Origin of the sequence: Kitasatospora sp. NPDC088346, assembly GCF_044740765.1 — a bacterium.
In the GTDB taxonomy this organism is placed as follows: domain Bacteria; phylum Actinomycetota; class Actinomycetes; order Streptomycetales; family Streptomycetaceae; genus Kitasatospora.
The window spans coordinates 30,140-45,485 of sequence record NZ_JBIURH010000036.1; the positions used below are offsets into that span (position 1 = coordinate 30,140).

Genomic DNA, 15,346 nt, shown 5'->3' on the forward strand with positions numbered 1-15,346 from the left:
CGCCGGGGTCACCGCGGGTGCGGGCCGGTCACCTCCGGGTGCCCGGCCCGTGGCCGTCCCCGCGTCCGGCCCGCGGCCGCCGGGGGCCGGCGCGCTCTGGGCGTGCGGCGGTGTGAGCGGCGGGCCTAGCCTGGTGGGAGGAGGTGGTGACCATGTTGGCGGACGCGCCGTTGCTGGCGGTCATACCCGCCGGGGACCTCGACCGGGCGAAGCGGTACTACACCGACACGCTCGGCCTGAAGATCGCCCGGGAGAGCGACGAGGAAGTCGTGTTCGACTCCGGGAACACCCAGTTCGGGATCTACCACACGCCGTACGGCGGCCAGGCGTCCCACACCCTGGCGAGCTGGAAGGTGGCGGACCTCGACGCGGAGATGGCGGACCTGCGCAGCCGCGGGGTGGTGTTCGAGGAGTACGACCTGCCGGGCCTGAAGACCGTGGACGGGGTCGCCGAGGCGGACGGCATGCGGGCGGCCTGGTTCAAGGACTGCGAGGGGAACGTCCTGTGCGTGAACCAGCTGGTCGGCGACTGACGACCGGAAGCCCCGGGGACGGGAACGCCGAAGGCCCCCTCGCTCTCGCGAGGGGGCCTTCGACCGTCTGTGCGCCGCCAGGGACTCGAACCCCGGACCCGCTGATTAAGAGTCAGCTGCTCTAACCAACTGAGCTAGCGGCGCCTGCTGACGCGGAGAACATTACCTGGTCAGCGGCCGAAACTCACAATCGGTTCCGTCCGAGCGCGGCGCGGCCGGACGGCGAGCCGGTCCGAGCGGTGTGGTTGCCTGCTTTTATTCTGATCACAACGTCCGGGGCAGGGCCCGGGCCGAAGAGAGGGATCACCCGGTGGCCCAGCTGTCACTGCTCTTCCTGGTGCTGCTGGCCGCCGTCGTCACCGTCCCGCTGGCCCGCCGCACGGGCGTCCCGCAGCCCGTCCTGATGACCCTGCTCGGCCTCGTGATGGCCGTGATCCCGCAGATCCCGGACGTCAAGGTGCAGCCCGAGCTGATCCTGCCGCTGGTGCTGCCGCCGCTGATCTTCGCGGTGGCCCGGCGCTCCTCGGTGCACTACTTCCGCACCAACCTGCGTCCGATCCTGCTGCTCGCGGTCGCCCTGGTGATCGTCACCACCACCGTCGTCGCCGGGGTGTACCAGTGGCTGGTGCCGGCCGTCCCGCTGGCCGTCGCGGTGGCCCTGGGCGCGCTGGTCTCCCCGCCCGACCCGGTGGCGGCGGTGGCGGTGGCCGGCGCGGTCGGGCTGCCCCGGCGGATGGTCGCCGTGCTGGAGAGCGAGGGGCTGTTCAACGACGTCACCGCGATCGTGATCTACTCGCTGGCCATCGACGCCGTGGTCAGCCACGACTTCTCGACGCCGCACGCCCTGGAGCGCTTCGTCCTGTCGGCGGTGGTCGCGGTGGCCATCGGCATCGGGCTCGGCTGGCTCAACGCCAAGCTCGCCGGCCTGCTGGACGACCCCACCCTCCAGGTGGCACTCAACCTGCTGGTGCCGTTCGCCGCCTACGCCCTCGCCGAGGAGGGCCACGGCTCCGGGGTGCTCGCCGTGGTGGTCTGCGCCCTCTACCTGGCCGACCGGGCGGCCGACGCCGACGACGTCGCCTTCCGGCTGGTCGGCAACGCCTTCTGGGAGATCGTCGAGACCCTGATCACCGGCGTCGCCTTCGGCCTGATCGGACTGGAGCTGTCCACCGTGCTGGCCGACGTCAGCGACAGCTGGCGGGGGATGCTCGGGGAGGCCGCCGCGGTGATCGCCACCGTGGTGCTGGTCCGGCTCGTCTGGCTGCTGCCGGCGGCGTGGCTCTCCCGCCGGGTCAGCCGGACGGACGAGGACACCCCGATCAGCTGGCGGGAGACGGTGGTGCTGTGGTGGTCCGGCATGCGCGGGGTGGCCACCGTCGCCCTCGCCCTCGCCGTTCCGCTCACCCTCAAGGACGGCACGCCCTTCCCCGGCCGCAGTGAACTGATCTTCGTCGCCTTCGGTGTCGTGCTCTTCACCCTGCTCGTGCAGGGCCTGACCCTGCCCTGGCTGGTCCGGCTGCTGGGCCTGGACAGCGGGTCGGACACCCACGAGGAGGCGGCCAGACAGCTCTGGTGGCGGGCCTCCAAGGCGGGCCTGCGACGGCTCACCGAGCTGGAGGACGAGGAGGAGCTGCCGTCCGAGCTGGTCGAGCGCTTGCGCGAGCGCCAGCACGACCGGCTCGCCCGGCTCTACCCCGAGCGGTACGAGCGCCAGGAGGCGGCCGAGGCCAAGCACCGGATCTCGCAGTGGCGCAAGGCGTACGGCATCGAGCAGGAGATGATCGCCGCCTCCCGCCGGGAGGTGCTGGCCGCCCGCGGCGAGCCCGGTGCCGATCCCGAGGTCGCCGACCAGGTGCTGCGCCAGCTGGACCTGCGCTCGCACCGGAAGTGATGCCGGGTGAGCGGCGGCCGTTCGAGCCCGAACTGACACCGGGTGAGCCACGGCGCGTGGCCGGGGCGGGCTTCGGCGCACGGGGCCGTAGGCTGGCGGTGGGCAAGGCCGTCAACGGAGTCGGCGCACGCACCGCTGTACCGCCGGACCTCGCGCAACCCTCCCGCTGGGCCCTGCCGGTAACCGCAAACCGGATGACTCAAGGAGCAAACCGATGTCGGACAACCCCGCCACCGGACGTACCCCGCTCGACCGCACGCCGCAGTGGGCCGCGCTGGGGAAGCACCGGGCGGAACTCGGCGAGCAGCACCTGCGCGAGCTGTTCGCCGCCGACCCGGACCGTGGCCGCCGCTACACCCTGAGTGTCGGCGACCTCCAGGTCGACTACTCCAAGCACCTGGTGACCGACCGCACGCTCGCGCTGCTGCGCGAGCTCGCCGACGCCACCGGCGTGGCCGCCCTGCGGGACGCCATGTTCCGCGGCGAGAAGATCAACATCACCGAGCGCAGGGCCGTGCTGCACACCGCGCTGCGCGCCCCGCGCGACGCCGTGGTCGAGGTCGACGGCGAGAACGTGGTCCCCGCCGTGCACGCCGTGCTGGACCGGATGGCCGCCTTCGCCGACCGGGTGCGCGGCGGCGAGTGGACCGGGCACACCGGCCGGCGGATCCGCCACGTCGTCAACATCGGCATCGGCGGCTCCGACCTCGGCCCCGCCATGGCGTACGAGACGCTGCGCGCCTACACCGACCGCGGCCTCGCGGTGCACTTCGTCTCCAACGTGGACGGCGCCGACCTGCACGAGGCGCTGCACGGGCTGGACGCCGCCGAGACGCTCTTCATCGTCGCCTCCAAGACCTTCACCACGATCGAGACGATCACCAATGCCGTCTCCGCCCGGAACTGGCTGCTCTCCGAGCTCGGCGCCGGCCAGGAGGCGGTCGCCAAGCACTTCGTGGCACTGTCCACCAACGCCGAGGGCGTCGCCGACTTCGGCATCGACGTGGCCAACATGTTCGAGTTCTGGGACTGGGTCGGCGGCCGCTACTCCTACGACTCCGCGATCGGCCTCTCGCTGATGATCGCGATCGGCCCGGACAACTTCCGGCAGATGCTGGACGGCTTCCACCTGGTCGACGAGCACTTCCGCACCGCCCCGCCGGAGCAGAACGTCCCGCTGCTGCTCGGCCTGCTCGGCGTCTGGTACGGAGCCTTCTTCGACGCCCAGTCCCACGCGGTGCTGCCGTACTCGCACTACCTGTCCAAGTTCACCGCCTACCTCCAGCAACTGGACATGGAGTCCAACGGCAAGTCGGTGGACCGCGACGGCAACCCGGTCACCTGGCAGACCGGCCCGGTGGTCTGGGGCACCCCCGGCACCAACGGCCAGCACGCCTACTACCAGTTGCTGCACCAGGGCACCAAGGTGATCCCGGCCGACTTCATCGGTTTCGCCGAGCCCGTCCCCGGCCTGCTGCCCGGCCTGGTCGCGCAGCACGACCTGCTGATGGCGAACTTCTTCGCCCAGACCCAGGCGCTCGCCTTCGGCAAGACCCCCGAGGAGGTCGCCGCCGAGGGCGTCCCGGCCGAGCTGGTGCCGCACAAGACCTTCCGCGGCAACCACCCGACCACCACCGTGCTGGCCACCGGCCTCACCCCGTCGGTGCTCGGCCAGCTGATCGCGCTGTACGAGCACAAGGTGTTCGTCCAGGGCGCGATCTGGAACATCGACTCCTTCGACCAGTGGGGCGTCGAGCTCGGCAAGGTGCTGGCCAAGCGGATCGAGCCGGTGCTGCTCACCGGCGAGGGCACGGACGCGCTGGACAGCTCCACCGCCGGACTGGTGGCCCGCTACCGCACGCTGCGCGGACGCTGATCCGCCGGCCGGCCCGGGGCCCCGCGCCCCGGGCCGGCCGGGCCCCGGACTGCCGAAGGCCGGGAACGCCGAAGGCCCCCTCGCTGTCGCGAGGGGGCCTTCGACCGTCTGTGCGCCGCCAGGGACTCGAACCCCGGACCCGCTGATTAAGAGTCAGCTGCTCTAACCAACTGAGCTAGCGGCGCCTGCTGACGTGGAAGACTTTAGCAGCGGCTCCGGGCGGAACCAAAATCGAATACCGCCGGACGCCTCAGCCGGCCGGCACCTGGTCCGGGCCCGCCGGGCCGTGCGCCAGGGCGCCGCGGGCCGCCCGGACGCAGGCCCAGAGCACCACGGCCGCGCCGGGCAGCCAGGGCTCCTGGCTGTCGGGGGCGACGATCCACCGCCCCGGGCCCTGGCCGGGCGAGTCGGGGGCGTTCACCATGCGCTGCACCGGCGGCACCGTGACGGCGTCGCCCCGGCCGTGGCACAGCAGCGGCGGCACGTCCCGCGCCCACTCCTCCCAGGCGAGCAGGGAGCGCAGCCGGGCGGCCGCACCGGGCTGGACGAACAGCAGGGTCCGGCCACGGAACGAGGCGACCGGACCGCAGCCCGGCCCGGAGGCCCACAGCTCGTCCAGGACCCGGCGCCCGAACAGCGCCGGCATGCTGACCACGTCGAAGACCCGGCCGCAGGGCAGCACGGCCGGTGCCCAGGGGCGTGACTCCCACAGGGCGCGCATGCTGCGCGGGTACTCGCTGGCGGAGGCCAGCCAGGCCTCCCCGGCCACGGTGACGTACTCCACGGATTGATACGTCCAGATGTCCACCCCAGCAGGGTGACGCAGGTCACCCGGTGTGCGCGCGGGAAGTGACGTTCGCCTGACAAGCGGCGGACCGGCGGCGTACCCTTCCCGGCTGCATATGCCAGTGGCGAGTCGAAGGCGGTTCGGCCGGCTACCGAGGGTGGCGGCGGTCGGCCGCGGCCGACTCAGTGGTCGAGGCCGCCGCGCTGCAGGTCGCGGCCGTAGTCGACCATCCGCGCCGCGTAGTCCGGCGTCCAGTCGGCCCGGGCGCCGATCTCGGCGGCGGTCAGCGCGTCGAAGCGGCGGGGGTCGGCCAGCTGGGCGGCGGCGAGCGCCTGGAAGTCGGCGGCGCGTTGCGCGGCGGCCCGGAAGGCCAGCGTCAGTTCGGTGGAGCGGCGCAGGAGTTCGGACGGATCGTCGATCGACTCCAGGTCGAAGAACCGCTCGGCCTCGGGTTCGTCGGCCTGCGGTTCGAAGAGCAGTTGGGCGGGGCGCAGTCGGCGCGGTGCGGTGCTGCCCAGATCCTGGGCGGCCGGTGCGGTCCTGCCGCTGCGGTCGGACGCCTGCGTACGGGGATCGGGCATGAACGCTCCTCCAGATGGTCGGCCGGGCCGGGGGCCGGCCGGTCGGGACCGGGCCGCCGTCCATTGTCGCTCGCGGCCACCGGTAGCGGAACGGTGCGCGTGCGGTGGCTATTCCCCCGCTCGGGTCGCGGACCGCCCTTCGCACGCCCCCTCCGGCCGTGGCCGCCGGGGCGCACGCGGCCCGTCAGCGGCCCGTCACCGTGGGTCCTCGGCCGGCAGCGGCAGCGGCGGCGGCAGCGGGACGGCCGCGGACCAGCCGGTCCGTCGCATCCCGGTCCGTGGGATCCCGGTCCGCGCGGGTCAGAGCCGGACGCGGTGCTCGGCGAGGTGCGCGAGGACGGCGTGGTTCGCCTCCCAGCCGTCCGGGAACTTCACCGCCACGCCCAGCTGGACCGGCTCGGTGGAGGGGTGCTCGTCCAGCAGCTCGGCGATCCCGGCGCGGGCCACCACGATGCAGGCGTGCCGGTGCCGGGAGGCCAGCACGCACAGCCGGCCGGTCTCCAGGTGGAAGGCCGTGGCGTCGGGGCGGCCGGAGAGCGGGTGGAGCACCACGGTGACGTCGTACTCGCGGCCCTGCAGCCGGTTGGCGGTGTCCACGGTGACCGCCGGGCCCGCCGAGGGGTCGACCGGCACGCCGAGCGCGGCGAGGGCCGCCCGGACGGCCGCGGCCTGGTCCCGGTGGGCGGTGCCGACCGCGATCCGGCCGGCCGTCAGCGGCGCCGAGCCCTGCTCGGAGTGGGCCGTCAGCCCCCGGTCCAGCAGCCGCCGGACGGTGGCCGCGACGGCCGCCACCGCCTGCGGGTCGGTCCGTACGGTGTGCCGGGCCGGCAGCTCCAGCAGCGACCAGCCGTGCTCGGCGGCCTCGTCGATCGCCGCGTCCACTGCGGAGCCGTCCGGCCGGACGGCGGCCGTCAGCCGCCGCTCGCCCTCCCCGGTGCCCGAGCGGAACGGCGTGTACGGGTAGAAGGCCGCGGAGATCAGCGGCGCTGCGGAGGACGGCAGCCGCCAGGACACCGGCAGGCGGTGCGGCCGGATCGCCGGGTTGTGCGCGAGCAGGGTGACCACCGCGCTGCCGGACGGGTCGTAGGACAGGCCCGCCCACTGCTCGGTGCCGACCACGGTGAACGGGTCCAGCTGGCCGGGGTCGCCGACGAACAGGGCCCGCTCGAACAGCCGCGCCACCGCGAGCAGCGCGTCCGAACGCATCTGGTACGCCTCGTCCACGATCGCGTGCCGCCAGGGCCCGACGTCCTTGACCCACTGCCACTTCGCGGCGGTGGAGATCACCACGTCCTGCTCCAGCAGGTCGCCGACCTTCCCGGAGGCGGTCACGTTGCCGTGCCGCAGCGCCTCGGGGGCCGGGCGGGCGTCGCTCGCGTGCAGCCGACCGATGGTCAGCTCGGGGCCCTTCTCGGCCAGCCGGTCCACCAGGTCGTCGACCTGGCTGTTGGTCTGCGCCACGATCATCAGCCGCTCGCCCGCCGCGACCAGCTCCTTCGCGGCGCGCACCACCAGCGTCGACTTGCCCGCCCCCGGGGGCGAGTCCACCACCACGCCGCGCGGCGCGCCCGGCTCCGGGTGGACGGCCGCCGCCAGGATCGCCGCCACGGCGGCGTCCGCGGCGGCCCCGGGCGAGCCGTGGCCCGGGGCGGCGGGGCCGGCGGGTGCGGCGAGGTGCTGATGGGCAGTCATGACGGTGTTCATTCCCACTCTTCGGTACCGGTAGGCGAACCCTGGGCGGCACCCGGCGGGCCGCCGTGCGTCCACGGGGTGTCGTCGGGCTCGGGCAGCGGCGCGGACTGCCGGGCGCTCAGCTCGAACAACGTGAAGACCACCCGCTCCCCGACCTCCGGCACGCTCCCCGGCTCCGGCTCCTTCCGGCGGCCCATCCCGGACAGCACCCGCACCGTGACCTCGCCGGGCACGGCCCGGACGATCTCCGCCTTCTGCGCGGACGGCCCGCCGGCCCGGTGCACCTCGCGCCCGGGGTCGGCGTGCGGGCGGTCCGGGGTCGCGACGGTCAGCAGCGGCCGGGGCTTGGGCGAGCGGCCCGAGGTGTCGTACCCGGGCTCCACCGCCAGCACCGTCCCGCTGAACGCCTCGCCGGACAGCCGGTGTTCGGCCATCACCAGCGGGTCGTCCAGCGCCTCCTGGATGTCCAGCCGGGCCTGCTCGCGCTCGCGCTGGGCCAGCTTGCGGGCGGCCGTCACCGCGTCGTCCCGGCGGGGCTGCGGCGGCTCGCCGGCGGCCAGCCGGTCCCGGTGGCCGGTGAACGACCAGCGGTCGCCGTCCCAGCGCTCGGGCAGGTGGGTGGCGGGCGGCAGGGTGCGCAGCAGGTCCAGGCCCTGCCAGACGTCCCGCCAGGTCGGCAGCAGCTCGGCCTCCAGTGCCGCGTGCAGCCGTTCGGCGGCCTGCTTGAGGTGCAGCCCGGCGCGGTCCGCCCCGTCCGGGCCGGCCTGCCGGAAGGCGGCGAGCGCGGCGTCGTGCCGGGTGATCGCGGGGGCCAGCACCTGGGCGTCGAAGCGCGGGTCGGTGACCGGGCCGGCCGGCGGGTGCAGCAGGCGGCCGTGCTCGTCGCGGCCGGTCTCGGCCCGCTCGGCGGCCTCCGCGCCGGTCAGCCCGTCGGGCGGGAAGTGCCAGGCCAGCTGAGCGGCCAGGTGCTGGTCCTCCAGGTGGCTCTGGCCGGTGGCCCAGTGCCGGGCGAGCAGGCCGGTCATCGGCAGCAGCAGGCTGCTGCCGGGCACCTGGGCCCGGTCGGTCAGATGGGTCAGCCACCGCCCCAGCAGCGGGACCCGGGTGGGCGCCGGGTACGGCCCCGGGTCCGGGTCCTCGGCCGTGCGGCGGAACCGGGTGGAGCGGCCGAGCAGGGCGAGGTGGCGCACCGCGCCCTGGTTGGGCACCAGCAGCTGGGGGGCGTCGGCGCACAGCTCCCGCAGCACCGGGACCTTCTCGCCGGTCTCCGGGTCCTTCTCGGACCCCTCGACCTGCTCCACCTCCACGGTGAACGACTCCAGGTAGGGCAGCAGTTCGGCGGCGAAGTCGGCCAGGAACTCGAAGCGCTGGGACGGGTTCAGCGGCTGCGGCACGATGAACAGCTTCGGCGCCTCCCGCTCGGTGCCCAGCAGGACGGCCAGCGGCGCGCCGTCCTCACCGACCGCCGCGAGCGGGACGACCACCATCGGCCGCTCGGACAGGTGCCGGTGCCGGACGGTGGCCAGCGGTTCGGCCCGGCCGCTGCGGACGGCCTCCAGCCGGGCGAGCGTGGTCAGCAGGCTCATCGCGCGGGCCTCCCGAGCGCCTCGGCGCGCAGGGCCGCCGCGTACGCGAGCCGGGCGGCGGCCTCGTCTGCGTCCGCGCTGTCCGCGCTGTCCACGTCGTTGGCGTCGTTCGCACCGTCCCCGGAGCCGGCCGGTGCGGGGGCGGAGGTGGCGTCGCCCCGCGCCGCGGCCAGCGCCAGGCCGACCGTGCGGATCGAGCCGAGCTCGCCGCGCACCCCCCGGCCGAGCTGCTCCACCGCGTCCGAGCAGCGGGCCTGGGCCCGACAGTGGAAGCTGAGTTCGCAGGCCGAGAGGCAGTCCGGGCTGTAGGCGGCGGGCACCGCGGCGACCGCGGCGGCCAGCTCCCCGGCCGGCCGGGCCGGGGCTCCGGAGCTGTCCGGCGCGAGGTCGAACGTGGTGCCAGGGGGCAGCGCGTCGAGCAGTTGGTCGATCCGGGCCAGCCGGGCCAACTGGCGCCGGGTGGTGGCCAGTTCGCGCCGGACGTCGACGGCCTCGGCGGTCGGCCGGTTGGTGAAGTCCCTGGGGCAGACCAGCAGCACGGTCAGCGCCGGGCTGCCCGGCAGCTCGTCCACCGCGTACGGGCCGGGGCTGGGCTCCCGGCCCGCCGCGCGGGCGGCCGTCTCCTGCAGCGCCAGCACGTAGACCGCCGCCTGCCGGGCCGCCGCGCCGACCTTGGCGGGGTCGGCGACCCCGTCCAGGACCGGGAAGGACTTGATCTCGACCACGGTGCACCGCCCGCCGTGCACCAGCACCGCGTCCGGCTCCAGGTAGGCCTGGCTGCCGGCGACGGTGAGCCGCAGCATCGGGTGGTCCAGCAGTGTCCAGCCCTCCGGGTCGGCGGCCGCCGTGGCCAGGACCTCCCGGGTGCGCTCGGCCCGCACCGCCGGGGTGGCCCGGCGCAGCAGGTCGGGCACGGCCGGCGGGGTGGCGCCCTCGGGCGGCAGGCCGAGCAGGCGGCGCAGCGGGGCGAGCAGGGCCGCGTACCCGTCGTCCTTCAGCCGGGCCTCGAACACGTTGCCGCGGGCGATCGCGAACGGCGACTGGCCGAACGGTGCGGGGCGGCCGAGCTGCTGGGCGACGGCGGCCTTGTCGACGCCCGCGGCGTCGAGCAGGGCCCGGCGGCGGCAGCCGGGGTTGGCGGCCAGGGCGGCGAGGGCGCGGGCGTCGAGGCTGCGCTGCGGCACCGGGCCGCGCAGTTCGGCGAGCCGTCCGGCCAGCGGGTCGGCCTGCGCGGGATGCGAGACGTTCATGGTGCGGCCCAGTGTCGCACCCGGCACCGACAGAGCGGGCGATCACCCTGCCGCGGGCCCCCGGAGCGCGCGGCCCGACCGTCCGGGGCGCGGCCCGGACGCGCGCCCCCGCCAGCAGGTCGGAAGCGGGTGCGGGATCATGGGGCCAGGCCCTCAACGGCGAGCCAGGCCGCCGCGTACCAAGCCCCGAGGAGAACCCCCATGCCAGCCCGCATCGTGCTCGTCCGCCACGGCGAGACCTCCTGGTCCGCCACCGGCCGGCACACCGGCCGCACCGACGTCCCGCTCACGGAGGAGGGCCGGGCGATGGCCCGCGCGCTCGGCGTCCGGCTGGCCAAGGCCCCCTGGAACGGGCTGCCCGAGGCCGTCGTCTACACCAGCCCGCTCTCCCGGGCGCGGGAGACCTGCGAGCTGGCCGGCTTCGGCGGCCGAGCCGTCGACCGGACCGAGCTGCTGGAGTGGGACTACGGCCAGTACGAGGGCCGCACCGGGCACGACATCCGGGCCACCGACCACCCGGGCTGGCTGATCTGGCGCGACGGCGTCCCCGGTGGGGAGAAGCTCGCCGACGTCGCCGCCCGGGTCGACGGGCTGATCGCGGAGCTCAACTCCCGCCACGGTCAGCCGCATCCGGACACCACCACGATGCACGGCGCCGACTGCGACGTGGTGCTCTTCGCGCACGGCCACCTGCTGAGGATCCTGACCGCCCGCTGGCTCGGCCTGCCGCCGGAGTACGCGCAGCGCTTCAAGCTCGGCACGGCCGCGCTCTCGGTGCTGTCCTGGGAGTACGGGCTGCCCGCGGTGGAGATCTGGAACGACCTCAGCCACCTGGACTGACCCGGACCGGCCCGGGCGGCCGCGGTCAGGCCGCGGCAGGCGCCTCCCGGTAGGCGTCCAGGAAGGTGCGGACCTCCGGCACCCCGGCGTGTTCGCGCAGCCGTCCGGCGGTGTGCGCGAGCATCCCGCGGATCCGCGCCGAACGGACCCGGCCGAGCAGCACGGCCGCCGCCGAGGCCTGCCCGGCGGCGCCCGCCGGGTCGCCCCGGCCGAGCAGGTCGTGGGCGAGCTCGGCGGTGTACAGCGCCCGGTTGCGGACGAACTGCGGCTCCTGGAGGCCGACCGCCCGCCCGGCCCGCTCGCCCGCCGCGTCCCACCGACCGAGCGCGGCCCAGCACTGGGACTCCAGGCCGGCGATCTCCGCCTCCCCGTAGAAGGACATCCACTCCGGGTCGGCCGCCGAGGCGCCGCGGTCGAACAGGGCGTACGCCCGGCCCAGCGCCTGTTCGCAGGCGGTCCGGTCCCGGAGCAGCGCCCAGCCGCCCGCCTCCCGCATGGACAGCAGCGAGAGCAGGCGGGCCGAGCCGAGCCGGCGGGCGGCCGCCTGCCCGGCCTGGGCGGCCCGCAGCGCCTCGCGGGGCCGGCCCGCGTCCCGGGCCAGGAACGCGCTGTTGCAGAAGACGTGCGCCTCCAGCGCCGCGTCGCCCGCCATCCGCGCGGTGGCCAGCGCCTCGCTGTAGAACGACCGGGCGTCCATCAGCCGGTTCGAGTCGTGCGCCAGCCAGCCGACCGAGATGGCCAGCTCACCGGCGCCGGCCTGCAGCCTGCGCTCGGTCGCGGAGCCGTACTGGCCGTCGTTGAGCAGCACGTAGGCGTCGCGCAGCGACCGGCCGGCCATCTCCAGCAGCCGGTCGGCGCCGTGGGCGTCGTCCAGCAGCCGGATGTCCCGGACGGCCTGCTCCACCACCCGGACCTCGGCCGCGCCCACCTTCCGGGGGGCCGGCAGGCCCGGACGCGGGGCGGCGTGCGGCGGCGGGGTCACGGCCGGCGCCGGGCCGTCCAGGCCGAGCGCGGTCGCGAGGGCGGTCGGGCCGCCGCTCAGGAATGTCCGGCGGCGCACGTCGTCGTTCTCCTCATCGGGCCGGTGCGGGTCGTCGAGCGGGGGGACCGCGGCCGGCCCGCCGCCGGAGGGCCGGCCGCGGGCCGCGGTCCGCGGGGCGAACCCCAGGTCCCTCAGGGAACGCCCCGGCCACATGTGGCGGAACACCCGCTCGTACGCGTAGTTGGGGCAGCGGATCTCGCCGGACTCCACCCGCCCGACGTAGCGCGCGTCGCACGACACGTGCTCCCCGATCTCCCGGGCCGCCCGCCGCACCGCGGTCGCGAACTCGCGGGGGGAGAGGTCGGCGCGCAGCGCGCGCATCACGGTGTTCGGGGCGGCAGGCGCGGGCCCGGGCCCGTCCGGTCGCGTGGCTGTCATGCTGGGCTCCGAGGTCGTGCACCGAAGGTCGTGCCGGGGGCCGGGCGGTTCCGGCGGACGGCGCCGCCCGGGGTGTGACGGCGGTGCGGCCTGGAAGCCGGGCCGGGTGGGGGCCGGCGGGTACCGGCGCGCCGGTCCGGGGCGGGTGGCCGTCCGGCGTCGGCACGAACAGTACTCCGCGTCACGGCCCGCATGCGCACGGTGTCCGACCGGGTTCCGGTCATCGACGGACAATTCGCCCTTCCACTCCGGGATCCGCCACGAAATGCCACGGCTCGCCGTACGCCACCCCGTGGCCTCCCCGGCCCACCCCGCGTTCTCCTGGTACGCGGACGCCACGTCGCCCACCCCCACCCGACCGAGTGACCGGCGCCCGACCTGACGAGGTGACAGGAGTGCCCATGGCCATCCGAGCGCTGCACCATCGACGTCCGGCCACCCCGTGGTTCCTGCCCGCCGCCGCCCCCGCACTCCTGCCCGAGGCGCCCGGCGCGGAGACCTCCGCCCTCGGCGGGGGCGGAGCCGGCGCGGTACGCCCCACCATGCGCTACGACCTGGTGACGGTCTCCGTCCGGCACGGCCTGGAGACCGTGGACATCCTCCGGCTGCGGCGCGCCTGCGGAGCGGTGCTGCAGACCGCGGGCGGCTCCGCGATCGCCTTCCTGGTCCCGGCCGGCACGGCCACCGGCTGGCACCTGCCCGGCAGCACCTGTACCGCCGGGGCGGTCCTGCCGGCCCCCACCGACCCCCGCTGGGTGATGCCCCCGACCGGCGCCGGCACCTCGCCGCGGCCCACCGACGCCTGGGTGCTGCGCTCCGCCCTGTGCGAGGCGGCCTGCACGCTGACGGCGGCGGGCCTCGGGCCGTTCTGACGGCCGCGGGGCCTGCGGCGATAATTCCCCCATGGGACGCAGCAGGGCCGGCAGGGCTCCATCCGAGGCCGACCCGGCCACCACCACCGGTGCACCCGGTGGCCGTACGCACACCCAGGGCCCGCTGGTCCGCGAGGTGGGATCGGGTGCGGCGGAGCTCCGGCCGGACCGCGACCGGCCCCGCGCCTGGCAACTGCTGGTCGACGGCGCGCCGCAGTCGCTGGTCGACCTGGACGACCCGTCCTTCCTCGGGTTCGAGTACCAGCGCAGGCTCGGCCACCTGATCGACCTCGCGGCCCCGCCCGGCCGTCCCGTCGGCGTCCTGCACCTGGGCGGCGGCGCACTCACCCTGGCCCGCTACGTCGCCGCCACCCGCCCCCGGTCGCGGCAGCAGGTCGCCGAGATCGACACCGCGCTGACCGAACTGGTCCGCGCCGAGCTGCCGTTGGAGCGCGGCTGGCAGATCAAGGTCCGCGGCGCGGACGCCCGGGCGGTGCTCGAACGGACCCCGGAGGGCTCGGTGGACCTCGTCATCGCCGACGTCTTCGCGGGGGCGCGGGTGCCCGCCCACTGCGCCACGGTGGAGTTCGCCCGGCTGGCCGCCAGGGCGCTCACCCCCACCGGCCGGTTCGCCGTCAACCTCGCGGACGGCTCCGCGCTGCCCTTCGCCCGGAGCCAGGTCGCCACCCTGCTCGCGGTCTTCCCCGAGGTCTGCCTGATCGCGGACCCGGCGGTGCTGCGGGGCAAGCGGTTCGGCAACCTCATCCTGGCGGCTGCTCACCAGCCGCTGCCGCTGGCGGAACTGGGCCGGCGGGTGGCCTCCGACGCCGGCCTCGGCCGGATCGAGCACGGCCGGTCGCTGGTCGACTTCACGGCCGGGGCCGCTCCCGCCACCGACGCGACCGCCGCGCCCTCGCCCGCGCCGCCCCCGGGAGTCTTCCGGTGATCCCGCGCTGATCGGCGCCGATCCCGCGCTGATCCGGAGCCGATCCGGAGCCGATCCGGCGGGGCGCCGCGGTGGGCGGGCGGCTCAGTGGCCGCGGGGGAGCCCCCGGTGCTTGTAGGCCGCCGCACCGGTCAGCAGCAGACCGGCGGCGATCGGGACCAGCACGGCCGTTCCGCCGTCCGTCCCGTCCGCCCTGAGCGGGACGGCCGCGGCGAGCGCCAGCTCGTCCGCCGTGGGCCCGCGGTCCAGGTCGTCGGGGGCGGCGGCCTGCCGGGGGAGGGCGACGACCGTCCGGGCCGGCCCGGACGCCGTCCGGACCCCGGGGCCCGTGATCAGTGCGGCCTCGTCGACCGCCGGTGCGGGGAGCGCGGGGGAGTCCGGAGCACCGGCCGCCTCCGGCTCCGCGTCCCGGCCCGGGTCCGTGTCGGCCCGGGCCGTGGCGGTCTGCCCCGACCGCGAGGCGCGGACCGGACCGTCGGCGTGCGGCTGCGCCGGGACGGTGGGCAGCAGGACGGCGGCGATCGCGAACGCGTCGGGGACGGCCGCCGCCTGGCCGGGAAGCGGCAGCCCGTCGGTCCTGATCCGCTCCCGCAGCACCCGGTCCACGGGCGCCGCGGCGTGCTCCAGCAGGGGGGTCACGGTGTCCGTCGCCCGGTCCGGCAGGCTCGGGGCGGGGGCCGGGGCGTCGGCGTGCTGGGAGCGGCGGGTGCCGACCTCCCCGGTGGTGGCGTGGGCCACGGCGCCGAACCCGAGCCCCAGCCCGCAGACTTGGGCGAGCACGGCGCCACCGGCCGCCAGCGTCCGGGTCCTGGGCAGTCGGCCGGTGGCACCGGAACCGGCGGCGCGAGCGCCACCGTCGGCCGCGGGCGGCGGGGGGTTCGCGTGATTGGCTCGCACGTGAGGGGAGAACGACCGGACCGCGGGGAAGGTCACGCCACCCGGTGACTGTCCGTCATCGCCGGGGGCTCCGGTGGCGGCCGCCGGCGGCCGCGTCCTCCTGCCGCCGGGCCGGTCCGGCAGGGGTTCCGCCCCTCCCGGGCGCCGGGGCGCCCGGGAGGGGCGATTTCCGGCC

13 protein-coding genes and 2 tRNA genes are annotated in these 15,346 nt (G+C 76.0%); 6 read left to right on the forward strand and 9 right to left on the reverse strand.

Features of this window, described 5'->3' with window-relative positions; genetic code table 11:
- The first annotated feature begins 152 nt into the window (after positions 1-152).
- On the forward strand, positions 153-533 hold the full coding sequence (locus ACIOFR_RS31530) for a VOC family protein (RefSeq protein ID WP_401002679.1): 381 nt from the start codon (positions 153-155) through the stop codon (positions 531-533).
- A 70-nt stretch (positions 534-603) separates the two neighbouring features.
- On the opposite strand, the gene ACIOFR_RS31535 is transcribed toward ACIOFR_RS31530, so the two are convergent.
- Positions 604-677 (reverse strand) — tRNA-Lys (locus ACIOFR_RS31535).
- A 166-nt stretch (positions 678-843) separates the two neighbouring features.
- Between ACIOFR_RS31535 and ACIOFR_RS31540 the strand changes: the two genes are divergently transcribed.
- Both ACIOFR_RS31540 and pgi read left to right on the forward strand, forming a co-directional pair.
- A complete protein-coding gene (locus tag ACIOFR_RS31540) occupies positions 844-2,424 on the forward strand; it encodes a Na+/H+ antiporter (protein ID WP_401002652.1) in 1,581 nt (526 codons plus the stop codon).
- Between the two features lie 214 nt (positions 2,425-2,638).
- A complete protein-coding gene (gene pgi / locus ACIOFR_RS31545; protein ID WP_401002653.1) occupies positions 2,639-4,300 on the forward strand; it encodes a glucose-6-phosphate isomerase in 1,662 nt (553 codons plus the stop codon).
- Between the two features lie 111 nt (positions 4,301-4,411).
- On the opposite strand, the gene ACIOFR_RS31550 is transcribed toward pgi, so the two are convergent.
- The 6 genes from ACIOFR_RS31550 to ACIOFR_RS31575 form a co-directional block, all read right to left on the reverse strand.
- Positions 4,412-4,485, reverse strand: a tRNA-Lys gene (locus tag ACIOFR_RS31550).
- Between the two features lie 65 nt (positions 4,486-4,550).
- Positions 4,551-5,108: a bifunctional DNA primase/polymerase gene (locus ACIOFR_RS31555; RefSeq protein WP_401002654.1), complete on the reverse strand. Its 558-nt coding sequence runs from the start codon at positions 5,106-5,108 to the stop codon at positions 4,551-4,553.
- Between the two features lie 161 nt (positions 5,109-5,269).
- On the reverse strand, positions 5,270-5,668 hold the full coding sequence (locus ACIOFR_RS31560) for a hypothetical protein (RefSeq protein ID WP_401002655.1): 399 nt from the start codon (positions 5,666-5,668) through the stop codon (positions 5,270-5,272).
- 300 nt (positions 5,669-5,968) lie between these two features.
- Positions 5,969-7,360 (reverse strand): AAA domain-containing protein, encoded by a 1,392-nt coding sequence (locus ACIOFR_RS31565; RefSeq protein ID WP_401002656.1) that lies wholly within the window; start codon positions 7,358-7,360, stop codon positions 5,969-5,971.
- 8 nt (positions 7,361-7,368) lie between these two features.
- The gene (locus ACIOFR_RS31570; protein WP_401002657.1) at positions 7,369-8,946 is read right to left on the reverse strand and encodes a hypothetical protein; all 1,578 of its coding nucleotides are present in this window, start codon (positions 8,944-8,946) and stop codon (positions 7,369-7,371) included.
- A complete protein-coding gene (locus ACIOFR_RS31575) occupies positions 8,943-10,196 on the reverse strand; it encodes a hypothetical protein (RefSeq protein WP_401002658.1) in 1,254 nt (417 codons plus the stop codon). The genes ACIOFR_RS31570 and ACIOFR_RS31575 overlap by 4 nt, the downstream gene beginning before the upstream one ends.
- 201 nt (positions 10,197-10,397) lie before the next feature.
- Between ACIOFR_RS31575 and ACIOFR_RS31580 the strand changes: the two genes are divergently transcribed.
- The gene (locus ACIOFR_RS31580; RefSeq protein WP_401002659.1) at positions 10,398-11,036 is read left to right on the forward strand and encodes a histidine phosphatase family protein; all 639 of its coding nucleotides are present in this window, start codon (positions 10,398-10,400) and stop codon (positions 11,034-11,036) included.
- Between the two features lie 25 nt (positions 11,037-11,061).
- Here the strand turns inward: ACIOFR_RS31580 and ACIOFR_RS31585 are convergent, their stop codons facing one another.
- Positions 11,062-12,456, reverse strand: coding sequence for a tetratricopeptide repeat protein (locus tag ACIOFR_RS31585; RefSeq protein ID WP_401002660.1), 1,395 nt, complete (start codon positions 12,454-12,456; stop codon positions 11,062-11,064).
- 401 nt (positions 12,457-12,857) lie between these two features.
- Between ACIOFR_RS31585 and ACIOFR_RS31590 the strand changes: the two genes are divergently transcribed.
- Together ACIOFR_RS31590 and ACIOFR_RS31595 are read left to right on the forward strand one after the other, a co-directional pair.
- Entirely contained in the window at positions 12,858-13,328 is a 471-nt protein-coding gene (locus ACIOFR_RS31590) for a hypothetical protein (RefSeq protein WP_401002661.1), read from the forward strand.
- 31 nt (positions 13,329-13,359) lie between these two features.
- Positions 13,360-14,274 (forward strand): spermidine synthase, encoded by a 915-nt coding sequence (locus ACIOFR_RS31595; protein ID WP_401002662.1) that lies wholly within the window; start codon positions 13,360-13,362, stop codon positions 14,272-14,274.
- Between the two features lie 84 nt (positions 14,275-14,358).
- Here ACIOFR_RS31595 and ACIOFR_RS31600 read toward each other — a convergent pair whose 3' ends face one another.
- Positions 14,359-15,054 (reverse strand): hypothetical protein, encoded by a 696-nt coding sequence (locus ACIOFR_RS31600; protein WP_401002663.1) that lies wholly within the window; start codon positions 15,052-15,054, stop codon positions 14,359-14,361.
- Positions 15,055-15,346 lie beyond the last annotated feature (292 nt).